The organism is Streptomyces hygroscopicus, from assembly GCF_026168105.1.
Taxonomy (GTDB): Bacteria; Actinomycetota; Actinomycetes; order Streptomycetales; family Streptomycetaceae; genus Streptomyces; species Streptomyces hygroscopicus_D.
This window is the reverse complement of the sequence record NZ_LBMW01000048.1, coordinates 32,418-57,055: the sequence shown is the minus strand read 5'-3', so window position 1 is coordinate 57,055 and position 24,638 is coordinate 32,418. Positions and strand designations below refer to the sequence as shown.

Sequence of the window (24,638 nt, the reverse complement as noted above, 5' to 3'; positions counted from 1 at the left end):
ACTCGTATGAGGTTTGTTCGTGCCGGGTGTCGCCGTGCCGGGTGTCGCCGTGCCGGGTGTCGCCGTGCCGGGTGTCGCCGTGCCGGGTGTCGCCGTGCCGGGTGTCGCCGTGCCGGGTGTCGCCGTGCCGGGTGCGGGCTGGCGGGGGGCTTCCGTTGCCGGAGCCGTCACCAGGGCCGCAGCCGAGGATCTCCCGGACGAGGGCGGCGGTGGCGGTGGCCCGCTCGAGATGAATGTTGAGGAAGCCGGGCCCGGTGATCTCGACATCGGCGACGCCGCTCGTGTCCCGGATACGGGGCCGCAGGATCTCGGCGACGTCGAGGGGCGTCCGTCCGGCTGGACGGGCGAGCTGCAGGGCGATGTTGGTGGCGTAGTCGCCACGGCCGCCGGGCCCGGGCGGGGTGACCACGGCACGTGCGGGCACGGCCACGCTCAGCTCCCCGTCATCGACAGCACGACGCACCGCGCACAGCACGGTACGGGAGAGCTCGACGGGGGTCACGGGACAAGGGTATGGGAGGAGGGGGGCAGGTATGCGAACTGGTTTGGGCGGGGGTCCGGGATGTGGACGGGGTGGGTGGGGTGGGAGGTTTGGCGGGGTGCATTGGGGCGCCGGCCCGATGGCACGCGCCCACCTGTCGGCGCAACTCAACTGCCCGCCCGCAGCCCTGAACAATCTCCGGCCCTGAACAATCTCCAGCCCTGAACCATCAGCCGACGGCTCCCACCACATGTCGGCGGGACTCGAACCACATGCCGGCGTAACTCAAGGCCCATGTGCCCCACATGTCTCGCGCGCCCCAGAGGCCTCGCCCGGGCTGGAGTCCCACTCCGGACAGGAGACCCTGCCTGGCGGGCCCCTATCCGGGCCGAAGGCTTCGCCTGTGCGGGAGCCCGACACCCGGGCCAGAGGCCTGCCTAGGCGGGAGGCATCGTCCGGGCAGGAGGCTTCGCAGGGGCGGGAGCCCGACACCCGGGCCAGAGGCCTGCCTAGGCGGGAGGCATCGTCCGGGCAGGAGGCTTCGCAGGGGCGGGAGCCCGACACCCGGGCCAGAGGCCTGCCTAGGCGGGAGGCATCGTCCGGGCAGGAGGCTTCGCAGGGGCGGGAGACCCGGTGGGCGCGACGTGCCCGTCACCCACATCAAGACCACCCCCGAACGCGGACGCCCCCTCCCCGACAGGCTCACGTCGCTCCATCAACTCCTTCACCAGCCGTACGAGTTCGGAAGGCTCGAAGGGCTTGGCGAGAAACGCATCGACGCCCACGTCAAGGCCGCTCTCGACCTCGTACTGCGTACAAGCACTGATGATGGCGAGGGGAAGAGTCCGCGTGCGGGGGTCGGCACGCAGCCGCGCGGCGGTCCGCAGCCCGTCGAGCCGCGGCATGACGACGTCCAGGGTGACCACATCGGGCTGCACGTGATGCACGACGTCCAGACACTCGGCACCGTCGGCGGCGGTCACGACCTCGAGACCCTCCAGTTCGAGGTTGACCCTGATCAGCTGCCGGATGACCTTGTTGTCGTCCACAACAAGCACCCGGCCGGACACGCCTGGCACAACTCGAGAGTAGGTCGACTCCGGGGGTCGCGTCCGGGTTTTCCCGACTTCCACCCCGTCCGGGCGAGCGGCACCGAGCAGCCCCCGGGAAACCGTTCATGAAGACCCCGAAGGAGCTGGTAGGGTTCTACCCGTCGCCGCAGAGAGCGGCCGACACGCCCCCGTAGCTCAGGGGATAGAGCAACGGCCTCCGGAGCCGTGTGCGCAGGTTCGAATCCTGCCGGGGGCACCCTGTATGAGGTGCCCAAAGACCCCGTCACCAGCGGAAACGCTGAGGCCGGGGTCTTCGTGTTTGTGCAGGCGTGTGCCGCCCGAAGCGGCTGTATGCCGGGGTCTGTGGACGAGGCGTGGACGGGATCTTGAGGCGTCTGCCCAGGTCAGCCCCGACAAAGGGCGAGGCCCCGGGACAAGTCCAGGGGCCTGAGGGTCGGTTGCAGTAGCCGATCTCGGTCGGCTGACTGTCGCGGTAGAGCACGGTGCAGTGGCCGCGCCTTGAGGGCAAAAAACAGTCCCCAGTAGTACTGCTCGTGTCCTGAAGCTTCAGTCGTCACTGTTGCCTCGGTATCGCGCCGGCTTACTGGGGGCCTGAACCACATCCTGTCCAAGTCACTAGCCGGCTAGACGTCCTCATCGACTTTGCAACTCTTTCGGTGTTATGGCCTACTAATCACGATGCACGCCAGGCGCCATAAGTCAATAGCCTTTCGGTAGGTTTCGAAGGAAACCTCTCGCGATCACCTGCGACTGCGGCATCCGGCTCGTCCGCGGTCGACGGGGAGCCAGTCGCGGCCGAGCGATTACCCAGGTCAGCCCATCTAACTGACGAAGGGGCCTGCGCATGCGCATCGCCGCGTCAGGCCAGGTTGCTCTCCTAGGAGCTGCCTTGGGCGCGGTCACAGCCCGGCGTGCCAGTGCCGCTCCAGATCGCCTGGGTCGAATACGCTGCGAAGACGTCCGACCTGGCGGCCTCGACAACGCGGATGCGCGGGAATGCCGCCCGGTATCGGCTCTTCACGTAGGCCGGGACGGCGCAGCTGTCGGATGCGGAAGGGGTGTGGCATGAGATCCCCGAGCGTGCACCTACGGGAGATCACCGACGACAACCGCGATGCCGTCCGTGCCCTCCGCGTCCGACGTGACCAGAAGCAATTCGTCGCCTCCGTGTCCCACTCCCTGAAGGAGGCGGCGAAGAAACCGGAGGCCAATCCCTGGTACCGCGCCGTGTACCGCAGCGATGAGCCAGTCGGCTTCGTGATGCTGTCGTGGAAACCGCCGGCCGGTCCTTACAAAGGGCGACACTTCCTCTGGCGCCTCCTCGTCGACAAGCGGTACCAGGGGCGAGGGACCGGCCGAGAGGCGCTCACGCAGGTCGCCACCCTGGTTCGCGCGGACGGCGCCACCGAGCTGCTGACCAGCTACGAGCCCGGCGACGGCGAGCCGTGGCCCTTCTACCAGAAGTTCGGGTTCGAGCCCACCGGGGAGATCGACGACGGCGAGATCGTTCTGCGACTCACCTTCCCCGCTCGGTGAGCTGTTTTACGGAAGCGCGGACAGTTTTGACCTGAGGTGGTCACAAGGGTCGCGACACACCTCCGACACACTCAGTTGAGGACCCAAGCCGAGCAGGCCGGCCGCCCAAACCCACATCTGGACCCCCGACGCCCGACACGTCTCGCGAAGTGAGGGAGCGGCGCATGGGAGCCAGGAGCAGGCTGGTAGTGGAGGTGGGTTGCCGTGGCGCAAAACGAAGCCATCCCGCCTGTCGAGGACACTGCCGTATTGGACGCTCTGTTTCACCAGTCCCCCACAGGCCTGCTGATCCTGGATACCGATCTGCGAGTCCTCCGGCTCAACCTCACCAGACCGGTTCTGCACGAAGCGCCCCCTGAACCGATCGTCGGCCGGCACGTCACCGACGTGTACGACCTTTCCGCACCCGGTGAGGTGGAGGCGATGCTGGGTGGCGTGCTGGAGAGCGGCACGCCCGCGCGGGGGCAGCTGGTGGGGATGCGTCCGAAAGGCGCGCCGGGTCCGGAGTACCTGTTCTCCGTCTCGGCATCCCGCCTGGAGGACCCGCAGGGGAGGATTTGGGGGGTACTGGCGGAGATGCTCGATGTCACCGAACGCGAAAACGTACGCGCCCGCCTGCGCGTCCTCCGCTCGGTGCGCGAGCACGTGGGACGGACCCTCGATGTGGTGGCTACCTGTGAGGAACTGGTGCAGGCGGTGGTGCCGGACCTCGCCGATATCGCCGTGGTGGAAGTGGTCGACGCAGTGATACGTGGCGAGGACCCTCCGCTGAGCCCTCTGGGACGGGAGGTGCCGCTTCGCCGTGCCGCCTTCGGCCACAAAGGCGGCGAGGAGCAGATTCAGGCACATCCGGTGGGTGACGTGCGCGCGCTACCGGTCCCGACGCCTTACGCCCAGACGCTGGCCGACCTCAAACCCCGCCTCGTGGCCCTGGGCCCCGACACACCCTGGCTGGCAGCCGATTCGCCGCGGGCCGAGGCGATCCGCGCATCCGGCGCCCACAGCCTCATCACCGTGCCCCTGACGCTGCGTGGAACCATTCTGGGGCTGCTGAGCCTGTACCGCACCGACCAGGCGGACGTCTACGACAACGACGATGTCACCCTCGCCCTCGCAGTGGCCGCTTACACCGCACTGTGCATCGACAACGCCCGCCGCTACACCCGCGAACACACCATCGCGTTGACGATCCAGCGTCACCTGTTGCCTCCCTGCCCGGCGTCGCAGACCACGGTGGAAACCGCGCACCTGCACGTGCCCTCAGAGGTGGGCGGGGGCGGCGGGTTCGACACCTTCGCCCTGTCAGGCGCCCGCACCGCGCTGGTGGTCGGTGAGGTCGCAGGGCAGGGCATTTACGCGGCCACCACCATGGCACAGCTTGAGATCGCCATCCATTCCCTGGCCGCACTCGACCTCGAGCCCGACGAACTCCTCGCACGCCTCAACGACACCGTCGTATGCCTGGCCCAGGAACGCGCAGCTCTGCCGCCCGGCGACCGCATGCCCCTTACGGCAAGCTGCGCGTACGCGGTCTACGACCCGCTCGCCCAGACCTGCATCATCGCCCTGGCCGGCCACCCCCCACCCGTCATCGCCCATCCCGACGGGAGGACCGAGATCCCCCACCTGCCGAGCGGACCTCCCTTGGGCAGTGCCGAGGGACCCCCCTTCGCCGCCACCACGATCTCTGTCGCCGATGGCAGCGTCCTCGCCTTCTACACCGCATCCCTCCTGCACACCTCCGCGTCCTCGGACACCCTCCAACGGGTGCTGGCCCACCCTGACCGGCCTCTGCAGGATCTGTGCGATGACGTGCTCTACCGGCAGCGGACCGACACCCGCCACGGCGACGTCATCCTGCTCCTCGCCCGCACCCACCCACTCCCCGCCGACCAGGTCGCCGCGTGGCCTCTCGACCAACACCCCAAAGCTGTCGCCACAGCGCGCGCCCACACCCAACACCAGCTCGCCTATTGGCGAGTGGATGAGGAAACCGCCTACATCACCGAAACGATCGTCAGCGAACTGGTCACCAACGCCGTCCGCTACGGCACCCCACCTCTGCGGCTGCGGCTCATCAAGGACCGCGCACTCACCTGCGAGGTCCACGACGGCAATCCCCTCGCGCCGCGGTTGCGCCACGCGAAGACCATCGACGAAGGCGGGCGCGGCTTGTTCATCATCGCCCAACTCGCACAGAACTGGGGCGTCCGCTACTCCCTCGACGGCAAGACCGTCTGGGCCGAGCAGACTCTCTGAACCGACTCGACCAGCGCGTCAGACAGGTCGAGTGCAACACAACAGAAATCAAACGGAGCTCCTGCATCGGTGGGTTGAGAGTCCGCACACCTCCCTCAACGGAGCGAGAGCCGTGTGCGCAGGTTCGAATCCTGCCGGGGGCACCCAGTATGAGGTGCCCAAAGACCCCGTCACCAGCGGAAACGCTGAGGCCGGGGTCTTCGTGTGTGTGCAGCCGTGTGCCGCCCAGAGCGGCCGTATGTCGGGATCCGTGGACGAGGCGTGGACGGGATCTTGGAGCATCACCGCAGGTGAGGTTCGGGAAAAGGCGAGGGTCGCACGCCCTGCGGCCTGCCTCATATAAATCATCACGCCATGGCGGCCGCCCACGGGCACCCGTGAAGGCGGCCAGCGCCTCACCGCGGCGCACTGGCTCAAGCCCGACTCCAAGCCTGACGATGGCGAGCGACGCTGTACACCTGCTCGACCTGCTCGGCCGTGAGTACGCCCGAGAGCGGAGCAAGTGCCGCTACTTGGCGTTCCTGGTACACCCGGACACTGAGCTGCGTAGCGACCACCTTCAGCTCGGTGACACCGACGAACACGAGCACTGGCTCCACCGGTACAGGAAAGTCGCAATAGTGCTCAAGCACTCGGACTACTCGCTTGGCCTCCGCCCGACTCTTGCGTGCGTAGGGCGCCGGTTTTCCGTGATCGACTTTCACGGAATCATCGCCGACCCATACGGCCTTCTTGTGGTGGTGCTTCGTATTGATGCTGAACACCCCACCAGGCCCGATCAGTAAGTGATCGATATCCACTTTGTTGGCCAAGGGGATGGAGTGCAGGACACGCCAGCCGTGGTGCCCTAAGCGGTTCAGCTCGGCCCCCACTCGTCGCTCCCCCGCCAATCCCTTTTGCCAGGAGTCCCACTCCGTGGGTCGCCGAAGAAGCCGTGAGACCACTCGCTCCATTAGCCCCGGGCCAGATTCATCGAGCAGATCGCGCAAGGACGCCCCGGGAGGGTTGACGGCCAGGTCGTCGGCTGGCGTCAGAGGCGGCAGCATCGGACGCGCTCTAGCCTCGGGCGCCCTGTCTGGCGGGACTGCCTCGGTGAGGTTCTGTAAGTGCTGTGTCAGCACGGCAATCACGTCGTCGCGATACTCAGCGTGCAGGACTGTGATGTTCCCCGTTCTGACGTCCGCCCAACCGACCGCGGTGCCATCAGGCAGGTTGGCGTACAGGCGATCATGTCCGTACCGCTTCCAGCGCGTGACGTGCAGCTCCACAAGGCCCCTGTGCTCTCGCAGCGACATTGCCGACATGTCAGCAGCAAGAAAGACGAAGCCACAAGACCGCAGGGCGAGCGGTGCGGCTCAGCTCGCTCCTCCCGTTTGAAGCATCGCCGCAGGTAAGGCACGACACGAGGGAGGCCCCGGGCATGCCTGGGGACTCGGTGTGGGTGCAGGTTGTCTCACTCGTACTCGCGGAGCAGGTCCTCGATGCGACGGTTGGCGACGTCCTGCCGTCCGTCGAGGCACTTCGCGTACCGGGTCAGCAGGACCTCAACGCTGTTGCCGGCGCGTTCGGCAACCTCGGTGGGATCGACTCCGGCGTTTAGCCACGTCGACAGCGCCGAGTGGCGAAGGTCGTACGGCCTACTCGCGAGCGGCGAGGCCGCGACGGCCGGCGGGAGCGCCAGGAGCCGAGCCTCTTGCCACACGCGGTAGTAGGTCGAGGACGCGACGACCGAGCCCTTCTCACTGAAGAAGAGCCGCCCGTCTTCCGCCGTGCCGAATGTGACGAGGTGATCGTGTAGCACTGCGACGAGCTGGGGCGGAATGGGCACACGCCGAACGCCCTCAGCCGGCCGATTCTTGAGCCCGCGGTCGTCGTGGGTCTCCCCCGAGTCGGTCCACTGCTTGCCGACCGAAAGACGAGTCCGGTGGAGCAGCGCCGATCCCCAGCCCTGCTCCGGGAGGACGAGGTCCGTCTCCACCAGGCCCACCGCCTCAGCAGGACGGAGGCCACCGAAGTACATCGCCGCGAACAGCCCGACGAGACGCCGACCGCGAGCACGCCGGTAGCCGCCCACGTAGGACACTGCTGCCAGGAGATTGCGAGCCTGCTCCGGGTTGGCGACAACACGCGGATCGACCTGGTTCGAGACCTTGGGCTTCTGCCAGCGAACCGCCGTAATCGGATTCTCACGCAGCTCCCCCAAGTCGACCGCGTAGTTCGCAGCGTTGACGAGGGTCCGCCGCTTCCGCCGCACAGTCTCAGCGGCTGCCGCGGTGCCGTCGAGCTTCAGCTTCAGCCCATCGAGCACTGCATGGGAAATTGCCGGTTCAGCGAGATCCGCAAGCGGTCGGGATGCCTTTGCCACCCAGTGCAGAACGTTCTGAACGTTATCCGGAACTTCCCGGTCGTTCGGCCCTGGCAACACGAAGGCCCAGTTGCGTAATGCCTTACGGATCTCCTCATCGAACGGCCGTCCTGCGCGCTCGACGAGCAGCTCCATGGTAGCTGCTCACCGACGCCATCCGAGCCGCCGCCACCAACGCGCGTGTCGACGGAGCGGAGATCGACGGCCGGGCCCACAGCTTCGTGTTCGGCCGACAGCTGGATGTCCGCCCGATTCGTTGCGCCGATTTCGACGACGGCCAGGAGCTGACCGAGCGCGCCGTAGCGGCGTACATCGCCAAGTACGCCACCAAGGGCGCCGAGACGGCGACCAGCCGCCCGAGGTGTCGCCCGCTACGGCCAGGCCGGGCCGTTCGGCAGCGATGGCGCAGGCGGCGACGGCTGCGTCAGGGGCGATGTCGCCCAGAGCCATCTTCCATCTCCTTCACGAGCACGGGCAGCAGCTCGGCCGCCTGGTCCGGGTCGGTCGCCAGCGCGGAGAGCCGGGCGGCGAATGGCGCCAGCTCGACCCCGCGCTTGCAGTCGATACCGACCAGGACGACAGGCTGAGCCGCCAGCCCTGTAAGCAGGTTTCGCAGGTACATGGACTTGCCGGACAACGTGGCGCCGAGGACGAGTTCATGCGGTACAGCGCGGTAGTCGCGTAAGAACGCGGTCGCGTCCTCCCGCAGAGCCACGGGGACCCGGAGGAGCCCGCCGTCGATCCGACGGGGCATCCGCACCTTCCGCAGGACGTCGAAGCCGACGAGCCGGAGCTCGACGACACCAGGCCTGACGTCGCGGACGTACACGGCATGGACGCCCCAGGCGTGGCGGAGTCGTTCCGCCGAGGCCGCCACGTCCGCCGGTTCCTGGCCCGCAGCCAGCCGCAGCCGGATCCGGAGACCGGTCGAGGTCGGCCGGATCATGCCCCGGCGGGGCGGGACAGGCCGGACCTCACGGCGAGTGGTCGCCTTGACGGCCAGCGTCCGCCACCGGGACGGTTCGACGGTCAGGCCGCGGGCGTCCATGGTCGAGGTGTACGAGGCCATCAGCCGGGCCACCGAGACCGGCAGCCCGACCGTGGACCAGTACGCCGCCGGGTGAGCGTGCCGAGCGTAGGCCGCGCCGCCCATTGCAGCGAGCGGCCCGCCCAGCTCGGCCAACGTCATGAGATCGGTCACGGCTATCAGCCCGCCTGAGCCATCGGGAAGGCACCGGGCGCAACAGCGGTGGCGCGGTAGGCGATGCCGTGGCGCTGCTGGCCGTTGAACACGCTTTCCCACGGCCGAGCCACCAGCCCCGGCAGTGAGACCGGAGCACCGACGGTCAGCCCGTCCGTGACGCCGCTCTCGGGAACGGTGACCTGGATCAGCGACGACTCGCCTTCGTCGATGTAGACGACGCCGACGGTCATCAGTGCCTCGCCACTCACGGCGTCCTTGGCGATCTCGCCGGTCTGCCGGTCGCGCACCTTCGGCGCCGGAGCTTCCGTGAGCAGGATCGTGGCGGTCGAGGCGTCAACGCGGATCACACGCACTGGGATTTCTCCTTCTGAATCGATCAACCTGTCCACATGACAAGTTGACTTAGCAAGCTCGAAGCCATGGATGCCAAGTTGACTTGTCAAGTCGCTATCGCGGTGAAGTCCCCCGAAGGAACCAGTCAGTTCAAGCGGTACGTGTCTTCAAGTTCCTGCCGGTCGGCAGGAAGCAGCACGTCAGACACCTGCAACGCGGTACCGGAAGCGTCACAGGCCACAACCAGCACGCTCAGGACGGGAACCCCGTCCGGCAGCCCCAGCAGTTCGGCTTCGTCGCGTTCGGGCAGTCGAGCCGAGACCCGCTCCGTGACGTGGTCGAAGCGGACCTTCTTCCGCGCTTCCAAGTGCCCCCGGACGCCACCACTCAGAGGTTCCGTGCGCTCCAGGTCGGTGCCCTCGACGAGGCCGGCGGGGAAGTACGACGAGATCAGCTCGACCGCTTCGCCGTCCCCCTCGACGAGGAACCGGCGCATGAGGACTTCGGCCCGCTTCGGCAGCCCAAGCGCCGAGGCGACCCGAGCCGGAACAGGTACACGCTCAACCTCGACCAGCCGCCCGGGAGCTTGCGACTCGTCGCGCTCCAGCGCCTCGCGACCCCTCTGGTCCTTCCGTTCGACGACTTCCGGACGGCCGCGGACGATCGTGCCGAACCCCTGCCGGGACTCCAGCCAGCCATCCCGTTTCAGCAACTCCAGCGCCCGGACGACGGTGGGGCGGGACATTCCGAACGCCTGCACCAGCTGGTTCTCACTCGGAACCCGGGACCCCGGCGGGTAGGTGCCATCCTCAATACGGCGCTGGATCGTCTGCGCGAGGCGCACATACTTCGGTGCCACCACTTCATACGCCATGGACGCCGCCTGTCGAGATTGGCCAAGTCAACTGGTCAACCAGACTAGCGACATTTCTCCTGCGGCAGTAGAAGCGGGGTAGCTTCCCCTCAGACCGGCCAGGCATCGGCCACCATGAAGGCGACCATGGTTCCACCGAAGCGACTGGGCCCCGAGTGCCAGGAGTCGGCGATGGAATCGACCAGTAACAGTCCGCGCCCGTGGGCGTCGTTCGCTTCCGGGTGCCGCATCCGCACGTTCGCGGGAAACCCGGGGTTGTGCACCTCGACCCGCAGCGAGGTCCCCTCGCGGTACCACTCCACACGCACGAGCCAGGTCTCGTCCGATCGCCCGTACAGGATCGCGTTGGTCACCAACTCCGAGATCATCAACGTGCAGTCGTCGACCGAACAGGCCGGGTTGTAGGGAGCGATGAACCTACGAAACCAGCGCCGAGCCCGGGGCACGGACTCCGGGCCAGGGTGCAGGGGCATCGCTCCAAGCCGCGCTGGGCCCTGGCCGCCGCAGCGATCGATGATGTAAGCCATCCGCGCTCACTCCTTGCCGCTGCCGTCGCAGTCGAGGCAGCGCCGCTTCGACGTGGCACGGCTGCGATCGTTGACCGTGGAGAGCGCCAGCGCCGTACGGGAGCCGACGCTCTTCCAGCCACGTCCCCGACACCCCCGGCAAGCTAAGCGAGCACCCTGATCCGGCCGCCGACTCGTCACGTCGTGCCCCTTCCTGTCAAGTGGCCTTAGCCACTTTGTGGATAGTGGCATTAGCCACTTCGGGTGCGCAAGCGGTTCGACGCATCTGTCACGCCGTCAGGTGAGCGGATACCCCTGCTCGAAGGCCCAGCGGTGCGGGGGATACGTGGCTTCGGCGAACTCCAGCGGCCAATCCTGCAGGTCGAAGACGACGTGATGGACGACCAGGACCGCGGAGCCCGGCTCCAGCCCGAGATCGGCCGCCTCCTCATCCGTGGCGGCCCGAGCGCACATGCGATCTTCGGCGTAGCTGCCTTGACGCCCCGTCATGGTCTCGACATACATGAGCGTCCCCTCCTGGATCCGCTCAGGGTCCATGAGCTTGGGAGCCCCCTTTCCGACATCCGGAGCGAACCACGAGGTGGACAGTGTGATCGGCCCGTCCTGGTTGTTCGTCACCCGGCGACGGTGCACCGCCCGACGATCCTTCACCAGGCCCAAGGCCTCCGCCACATACTCCGGCGCCTCCAGCCAGCCGGCCGAAGTGATGACGGCGTACTCACCGGGCGTGTAGATCTTCCCGGTCTGCCGGGCTCGCCCGTACAGCTCACGTGCGCGCCGGTTGACCTCCGGACTCCGCACATACGTGCCCGAACCCTGACGCTTCTCGACCAGGCCCTGATGACTCAGCGCCTCCAGCGACCGTGCGGCCGTGGGCCGCGATACATTCCAGTCCGCGGCGAGTTGCCGCTCCGAGGGAACCTCGTCTCCCGGACGCAGGTCACCCCGAAGGATCTGATCACGGATGAAGTGCGCGATCTGGAGGTACTTCGGCTGAGCCTCCTCAATCTGAGGCATCTACCCTCCTAGTCCAAGTGGCTATGGCCTCTAGCCACTATAGGGTGAGTGGCCAATCCGTGAACCCGTACCCTGTGCGCATGACGCGGTTGATCGTCGCAGCAGGAGGAGGGGGCGACGCTGTCGCCGCCGCAATGCTTGACGCCGCTCTGTACGGCGACGAGGACCAGGCGGTGATCCTCACGTACGCGTGGGACCGCCTTCTGATCGACCCGATAGCGGGCCCGCGGGGCGCTACCGACTTCACGGGCCTCGAACAGATCACCCCGGCTGTATGGGCAGTGCCGGCGGAGGCCCGCCCGATCGCTCCCGCAGGCTCCACACTCCCCCGACTCGCAGCGGAACTCCCACACACCTTCGCTCTCATCGACCCGTACCACGGTGCCGAAGGCATCACGCGCCAGCTCGAAGAGCTGGTGAACCACTTGGAACCCGAGTCGATCGACCTCCTGGACGTAGGCGGGGACATCCTTGCGCGGGGCGACGAGCCGACGCTCAAGAGCCCCCTCGCCGACGCCCTGACGCTTGCCGCGTGCTGCCAGGTGAACGCAACCGTGCGGCTCCTCGTCGCGGGCCCCGGCGTGGACGGCGAACTCCTGCCGGAAGACCTGCGAACCGTACTCGGCCCCCTCGTCCACACTTTCACCCCGACAGACGTCGAACGGATTAGCTCGGTACTGGAGTGGCATCCCTCCGAGGCGACCGGGGTACTCGCAGCAACAGCCCGAGGCGTCCGAGGCACGTGCGAGATCCGGGATGCAGGGCTCCCGGTGCCGCTTACGGACGAGAGCCCGACGGTGCATGAGGTCGACCTGGACGAGGCCGTCAGCCGCAACCAGTTGGCCCGAGCCATCATGGCGACCGAGAGCCTGGACGAGGTCGAGAGGTACAGCCGTGAGGTCTGCGGCTATTCAGAGATCGACTACGAGCGCAACAAGGCCCTGTGGCTCAAAGAGCAGCAACCGACGGAGCTGGACCCGGAAGCGATCATTGCCCGGTTGGCCCAGTTCGAGGCCGAAGCCCGAGCCCGCGGAGTCACGCACACAACGTTCCGCCGCATCACCGAGGCCCTGAACCTCAACGGCTCGCAACGCGACGACCTGCGTCAACTCCTCATCAACAGCCGACCGGAGCAATACGCCGCGCCCCTGTGGCACATCCCAGCAGAAGCCTGAGTAACAATTTTCTTCACTGGTTCAAGGCGGCTCGCTCCGCTCACCGCGCGCGGCCCGGCCCCCGGCCGGGCCTGCGCTCCTGTCTCCGCCCCGCTCCAGCCCGGCAGGGGGCCGGACCACGCGCACATCAACGAACCGAAGGTCACGAGCCGACTACTGCACGGGAGTGGCCACGGTCAAAACGATGCCTCCGGCGGGGGATCGGCCGGCACCGGGATGGAGGGGGCGCCGTTTCCGACCGCGGGTCCGTAGTGGCGTGCGCGGGGAGCTCCCATCCCGTCCGCCGTCGACTCAGGCAGAGCCGAGCAGACGCGGCCCCTGGCGTCCAGGTCGTTCGTACAGTGGCGCGCTCCACCTGGACGCCAGGAACCACGCCCGCTCCACATCGTGTGAGTCGACGGCGGACGGGATGGGAGCTGGGTGAGTGGTGGACAGGGAAAGGTGCCGGGGTCGGAAGGTCCTCGCTCAGTAGATCCCCGCCTCACAGCTCTCCCGGCAACTGCAGCCACACCTTCCGCACCCCATACGCGCCGTAGACCCGGCTGTGGCCGTCCCGCACGGTCCGGGTGCTGGACGGGCGGTCCTTGACGTCCACTTTTCACCTGGTGCCCCCCGTCCACGATTCAGCCGTTATCGGCATTCGGCAACCCTGTGACCCAACTCGGCAACGGGCCGCGTCCGCACTGCAGCCGCCTCGGTGTACTCGTCTGCCGACTTTGTGGGTCACTCCGAGGCGAAGTCGTCCAGCCGCCTTACTGCTCGAGGGGGCGCAGTGCTCCGGTGGAGTTCTACGGCATGCGTGGTAGTGCCCCGAGCTCAGTCGCTGATGTTCATATGGGCAGGTCGGACGATAACCCTGCCAATCTCGCTGTAGATCAGTCGGGCGTTGTCCTTGCGCACCGAGGCTGGAGAAGCCCGGCACCACCGCGGAGCCTCGCACTGCCTTAAGGTGTGGGTGCGCGCAGCGCACACAGATCTATCCGTCGGCGGGACTGACGGTAGTCGGAATGGAGCAGACGGTACACATGGCCGACGAGCAGCTGGACCTGGGTATCCCCGTATCGGAGAAGCCGACGGAAAACGGGCGGCCCAAGCAGCAGCCCGATTCGACCGGCGCACCTCGAAAGCTCGCCGATGATGAGACGATCGACTACATCAGCAACAAGGACGTCGTCAAGCTGACCGACGCCGAGATCGTCCGCCAGCGCATCGCCAAGGTCCTGGTGCACCAGTACGGCATCAACCCCGAGGACATGGTCCGCGACTATCCGCTTCAGGTCCTCAACGCCGAGACGGGCCGGATGAGCCGCAAGCGGGCGAGCATCGCCATCTTCGAGCACGGCAAGCCGAAGTCGCCGGAGACCCTGAAGCGCATCGTGGTCACCAAGGCACGCCCCAGGAACGGCCGTACGGTCACCAAGATCCGTACCTACGCCCAGGCGGACGCCCAGCTGCAGGAGCTCCGCGACCTGATGGCCGCCGCGGGACCGTCGTGCACCTTGGGGATGTGGACCGACGACAAGGACCTGTACTTCATCGAGCGCGAGAGCACCCGCTTCGAGCCGCGCTTCCGGCCGTTGCCGAACTGGCCGCGCGGTGACAACGAGGAGTTCGACGCCACTCGTGACGCGTCCTCCCTGGCGGAGCTGCGGCACGCGGACGAGTACATGCTCCGCTTCGCCTTCCGCCGCTGCCACAACTTCATCCACGGCAACGAGGGCCTGCCCAAGGACGCCGCCTTCTGGCAGTTCCTCTACGTCCTGTTCGCCAAGATCCATGACGAACGGCTGGTCCGTGAAGAGCGGCAGGAACCACGCTTCCGGGTCGGCATCGAGGACCTGGACAAGGACGGCCGCACAGGCAGCCCTGCCGTCGCCGCCCGGATAAAGGAACTCTTCAACGAGGTCAAGGCCTTCTACGCGGATCAGGGGTTGTTCGACGACCGTGACCGCCTCACCCTGTCCGATCCGGCCCTCACCTTCATTACCAGTGAGCTGGCCCCCTTCAGCCTCTACGCCACCCCCATCGACGCCAAGGGTGTGGCGTACCAGGAACTCGTGGGCGACAACCTGCGCGGTGACCGCGGCCAGTACTTCACTCCCATCGGGGCGGTGAGGCTCATGGTGGACATCCTCGCGCCCAAGGAACACGAGACGGTCTTCGACCCCTGCTGCGGAACGGGCGGTTTCCTCCGGGAGACCCTCAACTACCTTCAGGAGAAGTGGAAACCGAAGAGCGGTACCTTCACCAGCCAGGAGTACGCCAAGATCCTCCCGCCTCTGCGCGAGAAGCTCGCCGCGTACGCGCGCGGGCATGTCTTCGGCGCCGACTTCGACCCCTTCCTGCGCCGCGCCGCCGCGATGGGCGTCATGATGCTCACCGACATCGCCGGCAACGTCTACCAGATGGACTCGATCGCCTTCCCCGACGGCCACCTGCCGGGGAACGACGAGGCGAAGAAGGTGCCGGAGATACAGCTCGGCGCCGTGGACGTGTTGATGACGAACCCGCCGTTCGGCTCCGACATCCCTTTCTCCGAGGCGGCGGTCCTGGGCAGGTATCGGGACCGGGTACGCCAGCGCGGTGGCGACTGGGGTGTCGCCTGGACCTATACGCGCGAGAACGGTGAGCTGAAGAAGTCGGGTGAGGCCACGGCCGTCTCCCCCGAGCAGCTGTTCGTGCAGCGCGCCATCGAGTGGGTCAGGCCGGGAGGACGCATCGGCATCGTCCTGCCCAACGGCATCCTGTCTAATCCCGGCCCGTCGGACGAGGCGGTACGGCGGTTCATCCTGCAGGAGTGCTGGGTCATGGCCAGCGTCGAACTGCCGGTGGAGGCGTTCATCTACGAGGCCGGCGTCAACATCCTCACCACCTTGCTGTTCCTCGTCCGCAAGACCGACGAGGAGAAGCAGGCCGAGCGCTTCCACGGAGCCGAGGACTATCCCGTGTTCATGGCGGTCGCCGAGAAGGTGGGTCTCGACCGCCGGGGCAAGCCCGTTGTCGTCCGGTCTCCGGAGGGCCACGTCGTCACCGAGGAGTACGAGGACGAGGAGGTCCTCCGGGTCTCGGGTGTCGAGGTGCGGCGCACGTTCAAGCGCGAGCGGCCCATCATCGACAACGACCTGCCGGAGATCGCGAAGAGGTTTCACGAGTTCGAGGCGCGGCACGCCCACGAGCTTCCCTGGAAGGCCCGTACGTGATCACCCGCATCGAGGCGTACAACTACCGCTGCTTCGAAGATCTCGCCATCGATCTTTCCGGATTCCACGTCCTCGCGGGCGCCAACGGCTCGGGCAAGAGCACGCTCCTCGACATCCCCGTGCTGCTTCGGGACCTGCTGAGTGTCCGGCAGATTGAGGACGCGTTCCTGCGACCCTCGCCGTCCACCGGCCGCCCGCCGCGCGCCCTCTCCCTGAGCGAGCCCGCCCACCGGGGGCGGGACGGGGCGTTCGGCTTCGCCGTCGAGGCCCGGCTGCCGGGCGACGTCGTCGACACGATCGCGGGCACCAGTCGCGACCTGCGCATTCCCGTTCCCACGCATGTGCGGTACGAGCTTCACCTGGCGCCCGTCGACAGCGGGCTGGGCATCGAGATCGCTGGTGAGCATCTGGTGATCTTCCATGAGGACAGCCCGATTCGGCCCGTTCCGGGGGACAAAGCGTTCCGGGACCCGGACGAGAAGGTGGTCATTCCGGGCGCCGGTCGCCGTCCCCGGCGGACCGAGTACCCCTGGCAGGAGCCCTGGCGGCCAGTGATCACGCACAACGGCGGCTCCGTCGTCCTGTTCACCTCCGAGACCGGCCGCCAGCCCCAGCTCCGCCTCCAGAGCCGCGGCAACACCCTCGCGCTGGCCGCCGTCCCCTTCGACGACACCCACTTCCCGGCCGCCCTGTGGTTCCGCAACCTGCTCCAGGAAGGATCGGTCCTCTACGACCCCGAGTGGTCCGCGCTCCGCCAGGCCGCCCCGCCCGCCGGCCCCGAACCAGGCCTGGACACCCAGGGACGGAACACGCCCTGGCTCGCCCTCCGGCTCCGCCGCCAGGATCCCGAACTCTACGACGCCTGGATCGACCTGGTCCGACTGACACTCCCCCAGGTGGAAGCGGTGGACGTCGTCGAGCGCGAGGAGGACCGCCACGCCTACTTCCGCGTCACCTACACCGGCGGCTACCAGGTCACCTCCTCCGGGCTGTCCGACGGCACCCTGCGCGTCCTCGCTCTCACGCTGCTGCCGTACCTCACCGGCACACCCCCGCTGCTCGTGACCGAGGAACCGGAGAACGGCATCTACCCTCAGGCCATTGAGATCGTCATGCGGGCCCTGCGGACCGTCCCCGACAGCCAGATCCTCGTCGCCACCCAGTCACCGCTGGTGCTGTCCCAGGTCGACCTGGCCGACGTCCTCGCCACCCGGATGGACACCGAGACCGGGGCGGTCACCGTCGTGCGCGGCGATCAACACCCGCGCCTGGCCGACTGGCGCGCCGACCTGGACGACCTCGATCTCGGCACTCTGTTCGCCGCGGGAGTCTTCGAATGAGCCGCCGCGACGCGAAACGGCCACGTCCCGGATTCACGGAGTCTCTCCGTACCGCCGTGCCCCGGCAAGCGGCCCCCGTGGACGAGTCCACGAAGCGGGAGCTGGTCTTCCTTGTCGCCGACAAGGGCATGGAAGCGATGATCGGCACCTTTCTGGGCCGACAGGACTTCCATCACAGGCTGGGCTGCGCCCGTTTCGCCTTCAACCCCAAGACGGACATCAAGCGGGCCGGCGGGCACGACCCCGGACTGGTCAAGCGCGAAGCCGCCGTGATCAACCGTTGGAGGCGCGAGTACCGCCGCGCGATCGTCGTCGTGGACAACGCCTACGACGGCTCGCCCGGGCCGGACCGGATCCGCGAGCTGATCGCCGCTCAACTCGACGGAGTCTGGGAACAGTTCCAGGTCATCTGTATCGACCCCGAGCTGGAGAACTGGTTCTGGGTCGACTCGCAGGACGACGTCAAGCGCGCACTGGTCTGGAACCCCAAGTACGACGACCGTGCGCCGAGGGAAGTCCTGGAGGCAGCCGGCCTGTGGGAGCCCGGGACCGACAAACCCCGGGACCCGAAGCACGCGGTGGAGTGGCTGCGCTACCAGGGCTACACCCGAGCCCCCGCCGACAGTGGCATCTTGGTGCGGCTCGCCCGGAACCTGCGCTCCGTGCGAAGGTGCACGGACGAGTCGTTCCGGCAACTGACGGCCACCCTGATCGAATGGTTCCCGGCCCAGGAAGCGATGGCGGCGGGAAAGTACGGGACCCATCCCATCGAGCAGACGGAGCGCAAGCTGTGAAGACCGCGTCCATCGATCACCCGGTCCGGCTGAGCTGGCTGCGAGAACAGGGCCTCCGGCTGGACGCGGCGCCTTATCTGTCGGGGGCGTTCGCGGCGAAGCAGTTGTTGAAGGGGCTTCCCGTCCGCAAGGATGCATTGGCGGATCTCACGGCGGGGTACAACGGGGGGATCTTCAACGGTCCCAAGTTCAGTCGCGTGTACGTGAACGATCCTGAAATGGGTGTGCCTTTTCTCGGCAGTACCGACATGATGGAAGCGGATCTCACGCATCTTCCATTGCTCGGCCATGAGGTCGCAGAGAAATTGGCTTATCTGGAAATCCAGCCCGGGATGACGTTGATCTCCTGCTCGGGGACCATCGGGCGCATGGCTTATGTGCGACCTGACATGCGGGGAATCTGGTCCTCGCAGCACGTGATGAAGGTGCAAGCCAATCCGGCGAGGGTGAAATCCGGTTACCTGAACACCTTCCTGCGGAGCCGCTTCGGCGTTCCCATCATCACCAGCCAGGCCTACGGCGCAATCATCCAGCACATCGAGCCGCACCACATCGCGGATCTGCCAGTGCCGCGGTTCGGGGAAGAGGTGGAGAACCGTATCCACGATCTCGTGGAGGAGGCGGCGCAACTCCGGTTGGAGTTCCAGAGCGGCTTGCAGGAGGCGACCAGGGACCTGTTCACCACGGCCGGCCTGGAGAAGCTGCTCAACGTGCGGTGGCATGAGCAGCCGCGGGACCTGGGCTTTACCCAGCGAAAGCTCACGCCGACCACGTTGCGGGCGTTGAATTATCAGCCGAGGGCTCGGCGGATCATCGATGCTCTTGCCTCGGTCGATCATGTAACTCTCGGCGAGGTCTGCCAAGGAGGCATGTTGGGGTCTGGGGCCCGATTCAAGCGAATCGATGCCGAGCCTGGCCATGGTGCGGCTCGCCTGATCGGGCAGAGGCAAGGCTTCTGGATCAGGCCCGAAGGGCGATGGATCAGCCCGACGCAGGCGCCTGCTGGAATCTTCGCGCAAGATGAAACCACCATGATTGCCGCACAGGGAACTCTCGGCGAGAACGAAGTGTTCTGTCGGGCGCTCTTCGTGACGGGATCCTGGATGGATCACGTCTATTCGCAGCATTTCCTCCGCGTAGTGTCCGGTGACTCCACTTTCCCTGGCGCTTACCTCTTCGCGTTCCTTCGATCGGAGGCTGCATTCCGGATTCTCCGTTCGATGTCGGTCGGAGGAAAGCAGCAGGACATCCATGAGAGCCTGCGCCGGAAAATTCCCGTTCCGAAACTCGCGCCTGGTGACAGGAGCCGGATTGCAGAAGTGGTCCGGACCGCCTACCGCAGGCGCGACGAAGCCGACGAGAAGGAAGACCAGGCCATGAGCCTCTTGGAGAAGGCGGTCGCGGAGTACACGGGCGCGGCTTCCGCGTGACTGCCCGCCCCGACCTGGACGAAGGGGCGGGCGCATTGTTGCGGGGGATCGCTATCGCGCAGTGCGCTCGCGGCAGCGCGGGCAGCGGCAGGGCGGCCACGTCAGCGAGTCGGGCACCTGGCCGGGGGTTGCCGCCGTCGTAGGTGAGCTCCTTGCTCCTGGCCGTCGGCCGTCCGTCGCGAGCGTTGCCGCTGGTGACACGAGCAGCCGCAACGGCGCATCAGGAGCAGGCCCCGCCCATGCGGCAGGGGTACGTCCTTCTCCTGGCGGCACCACGCGTGCAAGTCCTCGTACCTGGCCTGCCGCGCGAGGCCGCATTCGGGCGACCGCTGGCCGGGACGCTTGCGTTCTTCCGCATCAAGCCGCCCTCTCCGTGCCGATCACATGGCGGTCGATGTCGGTGCCGAAGTCGGCGGTGAGCACGAGAGCGACCCTGCGACGGCGTTGCCGTGCCCGTTCGCACGCGGTCACATAGGGGTGTACGAGACGTGTGGCGGCGCCGTCCAGTGGTGTGTCCGTGCCGTAGGGAGAGCGGGGAGCGGGCACGGGCGGCTCTGCAACTCCTCAGCCAGCGTGGTCTGATCGTGACTGTGCCGGGTAAGGGATCGTTCGTCGCCGAACGGTCGCCTTCTGGTGCGACCGGTGACGACGGTCCTGTCGACTGACCCCCACCACCTCCCCCCCACTTATCCACAGCCCGCCACGCCACAACCCCGCCCGCACTAAAGTGATCCGTGCGCACCTCGGTGCCCTGCGGTGCACGTTCGTCCACAGCCCTTGGGTGCGCGCAACGCGGGGGCCAGGCGAGCGCGACGGGACCGTACAGGGGGGAACAGCCGCTGATGGCGCGCATCATCCGGGTGGGAGAGCCGGTCAACGACGCTGAGCGAGTCGTACTGCGGCAGCTGCGGGAGTACGCCCCGGCCGACTGGACCGTGATCCACAACTTCGAGATCACCCGGCACCGTCAGACCTTCGAGGTGGACCTCGCGATCCTCACCGACCGCGCCTGCTACATCGCCGACACCAAGGGGACGCACGGGCGTATCGAGGTGCACGGCCCGCGCTGGTTTCCGGCCGGACGCCAGCCGTTTCCGAGTCCGGTACGCAAGGTCCGGGAGCACGCCAAGACGGTCGCGAGCCTGTTGCGGCAGTCGAGCGTCTCGCATCCGCTGGGGTCGGTGTGGTGCGAGGAGCTGGTCATCCTCCCGTACGAGGACTCGCGGCTGATCGACCCGGACGGCAAGGACGAGAAGAACACCGTCTTGTTGAAGGACCTCGTGCCGTTCCTGCGGCGGCACCGGCCGTCCACCAGTGCGCCCGTGATGGACATCACCGGGCTCCACGAGGAGATCGCCCGGGCGCTGGGCGCGGTGTCGAAGCCGTCGTCCGGGCCACGCCGCTTCGGTGTCTACGAGTCTGTCGAGGCCCTGGCAGAGGCCGGTTCCGACGCGGCGGACGACGCGGACCGGGTGTCGGTGTACCGGGCGGTGCGGCCGGACCAGCCGAACACGGGCACCTATCTGGTGCAGGTGCACACGGTGGACCCGCTGCTGCCGGAGCAGGAGCACACCCGGGCGCGCGAGAAGATCGGCAACCCGCTGCAGGCGCTCAACAAACTGCCGCCGAGCCGCAACATCGTGCCGTGCGTCGACGTGGTGCCCCTGGACGACGAGACCGGCTACGCGGTGGTCCTCAAGGACGTGCAGGCCGAGGCGTTGCGCGTGCGCATGGCCGCGGGGGGCGACCGGCCCGTGCTGGGAGCGGACGCCAAACGGCGGGTGGTCTCCGGAGTGCTGTCCGGGCTCGCGGTCGCGCACGGCTACCGGGTGGTACACCGGCACATCACCCCGGACACGGTACTGGTGGCCCGCAACGGCACCGCGATGATCACTGGTTTCGACTACGCCCACACCGGTCAGTCCCGCGCGGGCACGGTGGCGATGGACGCGTACGAGCGCCACGAGGCGGCCTATCTGGCCCCGGAGTGCCTGGCCGGGCCCCAGGGGTTCTCCAAAGCGTCGGACATGTACGCGGCGGGGGTCCTCTTCCACGAGCTCTTCACCGGCGAACTGCCCGTCGTCACCCGCGGGAACCAGCTGGTGGACAGTCTCGACGAGGCCTCCGGGCTGGGGCCCGGCGTCAAGGACCTGATCAGGCGGCTGCTGTCGGTCGATCCGGTGCAGCGGCCCGACGCGGCGGCGGCCGTCGCCGAACTGGAGGCGCTGTTGAGGGCGGGCTCGGGCGCCGGCGCGGGCGGCGGCCGTGGCGCGGGAGGCCAGGAGCCGCCCGGAGAACCCGAGGAACCCTTCGACTGGACGAATCCGCACCGTTACCACGGCCTGCCGTCGGGATTCCGGCTCACCGAGAAGTTCCACGTCCGTAAGGAACTGGGGCGGGGCAGCTTCGGCGTGGTCTACCAGGTGTTCAACTCCCTGGACGAGACCGACGAGGTCCTGAAGATCATCACCCGGGACCGCGAGTCCGTGGAGGCCCGGCTCAAGGGGGAGTACCGCATCCTGCGCCAGCTCCCGCCGCACCCGAACCTGGTCAGACTCATCGACGCCGACTGGCTCCCCAAGGGCGGATTCCCCTACCTTCGCATGGAGTTCGCGGAAGGGCACGATCTGCAGACGGTGTCCCGCAGGGAACGCAAGCTCGGCGCGGCAGACGTGAAGCGGCTGCTGGAGGACTGCCTGCGCGGGCTCGACCACCTGCACGGCAACGGCGTCTACCACTGCGACATCAAGCCCAGCAACCTGCTGTGGACGCCCGAGGGCACCAAGCTGCTGGACTTCAACGCCGCCGTCTCGATCGACTCCACCCTGACCCCCACGCTGGGCTCGCCGAAGTATTACCCGCCGGACTCCGTCCGAGGCCGGCGCCCCACCCGCGCGGAACTCGCCGACCTCGACCTGTACGCCCTGGGTATCTCGGCCTACATGGCGCTCACGGGTGACTACCCCTGGCCGCGCAAGCAGGAGCCGCCACGCGACGAACCCGGACTCGACCCCCGGAAGATCGCCGGGCTGGGCGATCTCAGTCGGGCCTTCGCGGACCTGCTCATGCGCTCCTTCGCACCGCGCCGGGCGGACCGCTTCCCTGACGCCGAGACGTTCCTGGCCACCGTACGGGCCATCGGCGAGGTGCGGGTGCGGCCCGCCGTCCCGCCGCACGAGACCACCTACGCCCTGCCCGCCTCGGCGGCCGTCGTGGCGGAGGAGAACACCAACCCGTTCGTCGGCCACCTCCAGACGCTGTACAGCCAGAGCAGCCGTACCAACGCCGGCACGCGCGGGCTGGACCCAGCGGAGTTCCCGCTCTACGTGGCCACCGCGCTGGACACCAGACTGCAGGCGGACGTACTGGCCGGGAACCACCGGCTGGTGGTGATCACCGGCAACGCGGGCGACGGCAAGACCGCCTTTCTGGAGCAGCTCGCCGCCGAGGCGGTCAAACGGGGCGCGGTCCCCGGCGAGAAACGAGTCAACGGCGACGACTTCGTCTTCCAGGGCCGAACCTTCCGTACGAATCATGACGGCAGCCAGGACGAGGGTGAGCAGGACAACGACGCCGTACTGGAGGCGTTTCTCGCCCCGTACAAGGGCGCGGACTCCGGTGCCTGGCCGGACGACGAAACACGGCTGATCGCCATCAACGAAGGCAGGCTCGTCGACTTCATCACCGAGCATGGCGCCGAGTATCCGCTGCTCGCCGAGGCGATCCGCGGAGGACTGGGCTCCGGACGGGCCGCGCACGGAATCGCCGTGGTGAACCTCAACGTCCGCGACGTGGTCGCCGACCCTGAAGGCACCGGTGAGTCGATCCTGCACCGCATGATCGGCGCGATGAGCGACACCAAACACTGGGCCGCCTGCTCCTCCTGCGACCTGGCGTCGCGTTGCTACGCCCGCCACAACGCGCAGACCTTCGCCCATCCGACGGCGGGCCCCCAGGTCACCGAGCGGCTCGCCGCGCTCTACCGCATGACCCATCTGCGCGGACGCCTGCACATCACCCTGCGCGATCTGCGATCCGCCCTCGCCTACACCCTCACCTCGGGGCGGGACTGCGCCGAGATCCACGAGCTTTACGACCGTCCCGGCAGCGTCCAGGACCGCCTCGACGGCTTCTACTTCACGAGCTGGGCCGGTATCCACACCGGCGGCCCGGGAGAACCCGACCGGCTGCTGGTGCAGCTGCAGGAACTGGACATCTCCACCGTTCCGGACCCGCAACTGGACCGCAGACTGGACTACGTGGGACCCGCAGGAGGACACAGTCTCATCAGTGTCGACCAGCGTGGCGACCACGACGCCACGCTGCTGGCGGACCGCTTCACCGAGCTGCCCCGCACCCCCGCGGCAACCACCGGCGCCCCCGAGCGGCACCGGGCCTATCTCGCCGCCGCCCGCCGCCGCTTCTTCTTCGAAAGCCTCGACGACGAGCGCTGGAAGACCATGCTCAGCTACCACTCCGGAGGACGGTTCCTGGACCTGCTCACTGGCGGCGAGTCGAATTCCACGGAACTGGGCCGGATCATCGAGGCCGTCAACAGAGGCGAGGGCCTGCCTGGGGCCGCCCTCGACGGCGAGCGGGCGCTGGCCCTCCAGGTCCGTTCGGTTCCCGGCGGCACCGTACGCAGCTACCGGCTGTTCCCCGCCGACCGGTTCACCCTGCGGATCGGGGCCGCCCCCGACTCACCGTACGTCGAGACCAGCCCCCGCGAGCTCGTCGTCCGTTACGAGGGAGCCGATGGCGCCGGACAGCACCGTGCCCAACTCGTGGTGCGGCTGGACCTGTACGAGCTGCTGGACCGCCTCCACGACGGCTACCAGCCGGGCGTGGAGGACCGGCAGGGACAGAACCTGGCGCTGACGGTGTTCAAGAACGCGCTGTCCGCCACGCCGTACCAGGAGGTGCTACTCACTGCGCCGGGCAGCGTGCCGCACAAGATCACCAGGCTGGGGGACGGGGCGCTCAGGCTGGCGCCGGTCGACTCCGCGCCTGACACGGGAACGGGGGGGTAA

General features: G+C 67.7%; 15 protein-coding genes, 1 tRNA gene and 4 pseudogenes. 10 read left to right on the top strand and 10 right to left on the bottom strand.

Features of this window, described 5'->3' with window-relative positions; genetic code table 11:
• A pseudogene (locus AAW14_RS32145) lies at positions 1-502 on the bottom strand (hypothetical protein); the annotation flags it as partial.
• Positions 503-1,062: 560 nt separating this feature from the next.
• Positions 1,063-1,560: a response regulator gene (locus tag AAW14_RS32140; RefSeq protein ID WP_265567953.1), complete on the bottom strand. Its 498-nt coding sequence runs from the start codon at positions 1,558-1,560 to the stop codon at positions 1,063-1,065.
• 157 nt (positions 1,561-1,717) lie between these two features.
• Here AAW14_RS32140 and AAW14_RS32135 point away from each other — a divergent pair.
• The 3 genes from AAW14_RS32135 (at position 1,718) to AAW14_RS32125 (ending at position 5,349) form a co-directional block, all read left to right on the top strand.
• Positions 1,718-1,789, top strand: a tRNA-Arg gene (locus AAW14_RS32135).
• Positions 1,790-2,619: 830 nt separating this feature from the next.
• On the top strand, positions 2,620-3,090 hold the full coding sequence (locus tag AAW14_RS32130) for a GNAT family N-acetyltransferase (RefSeq protein ID WP_265567952.1): 471 nt from the start codon (positions 2,620-2,622) through the stop codon (positions 3,088-3,090).
• 249 nt (positions 3,091-3,339) lie between these two features.
• Positions 3,340-5,349, top strand: a complete 2,010-nt coding sequence (locus AAW14_RS32125) for a SpoIIE family protein phosphatase (protein WP_265567951.1) — start codon at positions 3,340-3,342, stop codon at positions 5,347-5,349.
• A 413-nt stretch (positions 5,350-5,762) separates the two neighbouring features.
• Here AAW14_RS32125 and AAW14_RS32120 read toward each other — a convergent pair whose 3' ends face one another.
• Both AAW14_RS32120 and AAW14_RS32115 read right to left on the bottom strand, forming a co-directional pair.
• Complete coding sequence (locus AAW14_RS32120) at positions 5,763-6,653, bottom strand: nuclease-related domain-containing protein (RefSeq protein ID WP_265567950.1); 891 nt, start codon at positions 6,651-6,653, stop codon at positions 5,763-5,765.
• A gap of 149 nt (positions 6,654-6,802) precedes the next feature.
• Positions 6,803-7,858, bottom strand: a pseudogene (locus AAW14_RS32115) (tyrosine-type recombinase/integrase); the annotation flags it as partial.
• Here AAW14_RS32115 and AAW14_RS32110 point away from each other — a divergent pair.
• Positions 7,855-8,091, top strand: a pseudogene (locus AAW14_RS32110) (replication initiator); the annotation flags it as partial. The pseudogenes AAW14_RS32115 and AAW14_RS32110 sit on opposite strands and share 4 nt — an antisense overlap.
• Here AAW14_RS32110 and AAW14_RS32105 read toward each other — a convergent pair.
• The 5 genes and pseudogenes from AAW14_RS32105 to AAW14_RS32085 form a co-directional block, all read right to left on the bottom strand.
• Positions 8,042-8,915 (bottom strand): annotated as a pseudogene (locus tag AAW14_RS32105) (FtsK/SpoIIIE domain-containing protein); the annotation flags it as partial. The pseudogenes AAW14_RS32110 and AAW14_RS32105 sit on opposite strands and share 50 nt — an antisense overlap.
• 5 nt (positions 8,916-8,920) lie before the next feature.
• A complete protein-coding gene (locus tag AAW14_RS32100; protein WP_265567948.1) occupies positions 8,921-9,271 on the bottom strand; it encodes a hypothetical protein in 351 nt (116 codons plus the stop codon).
• Between the two features lie 125 nt (positions 9,272-9,396).
• A complete protein-coding gene (locus tag AAW14_RS32095; RefSeq protein WP_265567947.1) occupies positions 9,397-10,125 on the bottom strand; it encodes a GntR family transcriptional regulator in 729 nt (242 codons plus the stop codon).
• Positions 10,126-10,214: 89 nt separating this feature from the next.
• On the bottom strand, positions 10,215-10,652 hold the full coding sequence (locus tag AAW14_RS32090; RefSeq protein WP_265567946.1) for an ATP-binding protein: 438 nt from the start codon (positions 10,650-10,652) through the stop codon (positions 10,215-10,217).
• A gap of 276 nt (positions 10,653-10,928) precedes the next feature.
• On the bottom strand, positions 10,929-11,669 hold the full coding sequence (locus AAW14_RS32085; RefSeq protein WP_265567945.1) for a GntR family transcriptional regulator: 741 nt from the start codon (positions 11,667-11,669) through the stop codon (positions 10,929-10,931).
• Positions 11,670-11,749: 80 nt separating this feature from the next.
• On the opposite strand from AAW14_RS32085, the gene AAW14_RS32080 reads away from it, so the two are divergent.
• The 5 genes from AAW14_RS32080 to mads5 all read left to right on the top strand — a co-directional run bounded on the left by AAW14_RS32080 (position 11,750) and on the right by mads5 (position 19,608).
• Complete coding sequence (locus tag AAW14_RS32080) at positions 11,750-12,844, top strand: DUF1152 domain-containing protein (RefSeq protein ID WP_265567944.1); 1,095 nt, start codon at positions 11,750-11,752, stop codon at positions 12,842-12,844.
• A 1,007-nt stretch (positions 12,845-13,851) separates the two neighbouring features.
• A complete protein-coding gene (gene mads2 / locus AAW14_RS32075; protein ID WP_265567943.1) occupies positions 13,852-16,044 on the top strand; it encodes a methylation-associated defense system DNA methyltransferase MAD2 in 2,193 nt (730 codons plus the stop codon).
• Positions 16,041-17,384, top strand: coding sequence for a methylation-associated defense system AAA family ATPase MAD3 (gene mads3, locus AAW14_RS32070; protein WP_265567942.1), 1,344 nt, complete (start codon positions 16,041-16,043; stop codon positions 17,382-17,384). Before mads2 ends, mads3 begins: the two co-directional genes overlap by 4 nt.
• 77 nt (positions 17,385-17,461) lie before the next feature.
• The gene (gene mads4, locus AAW14_RS32065; protein WP_265567941.1) at positions 17,462-18,178 is read left to right on the top strand and encodes a methylation-associated defense system protein MAD4; all 717 of its coding nucleotides are present in this window, start codon (positions 17,462-17,464) and stop codon (positions 18,176-18,178) included.
• On the top strand, positions 18,175-19,608 hold the full coding sequence (mads5, locus tag AAW14_RS32060; protein WP_265567940.1) for a methylation-associated defense system restriction endonuclease subunit S MAD5: 1,434 nt from the start codon (positions 18,175-18,177) through the stop codon (positions 19,606-19,608). Before mads4 ends, mads5 begins: the two co-directional genes overlap by 4 nt.
• 357 nt (positions 19,609-19,965) lie before the next feature.
• Here the strand turns inward: mads5 and AAW14_RS32055 are convergent, their stop codons facing one another.
• Positions 19,966-20,154: a hypothetical protein gene (locus AAW14_RS32055; protein WP_322741140.1), complete on the bottom strand. Its 189-nt coding sequence runs from the start codon at positions 20,152-20,154 to the stop codon at positions 19,966-19,968.
• 296 nt (positions 20,155-20,450) lie between these two features.
• On the opposite strand from AAW14_RS32055, the gene mads6 reads away from it, so the two are divergent.
• On the top strand, positions 20,451-24,638 hold the full coding sequence (gene mads6, locus AAW14_RS32050) for a methylation-associated defense system protein kinase MAD6 (protein ID WP_265567939.1): 4,188 nt from the start codon (positions 20,451-20,453) through the stop codon (positions 24,636-24,638).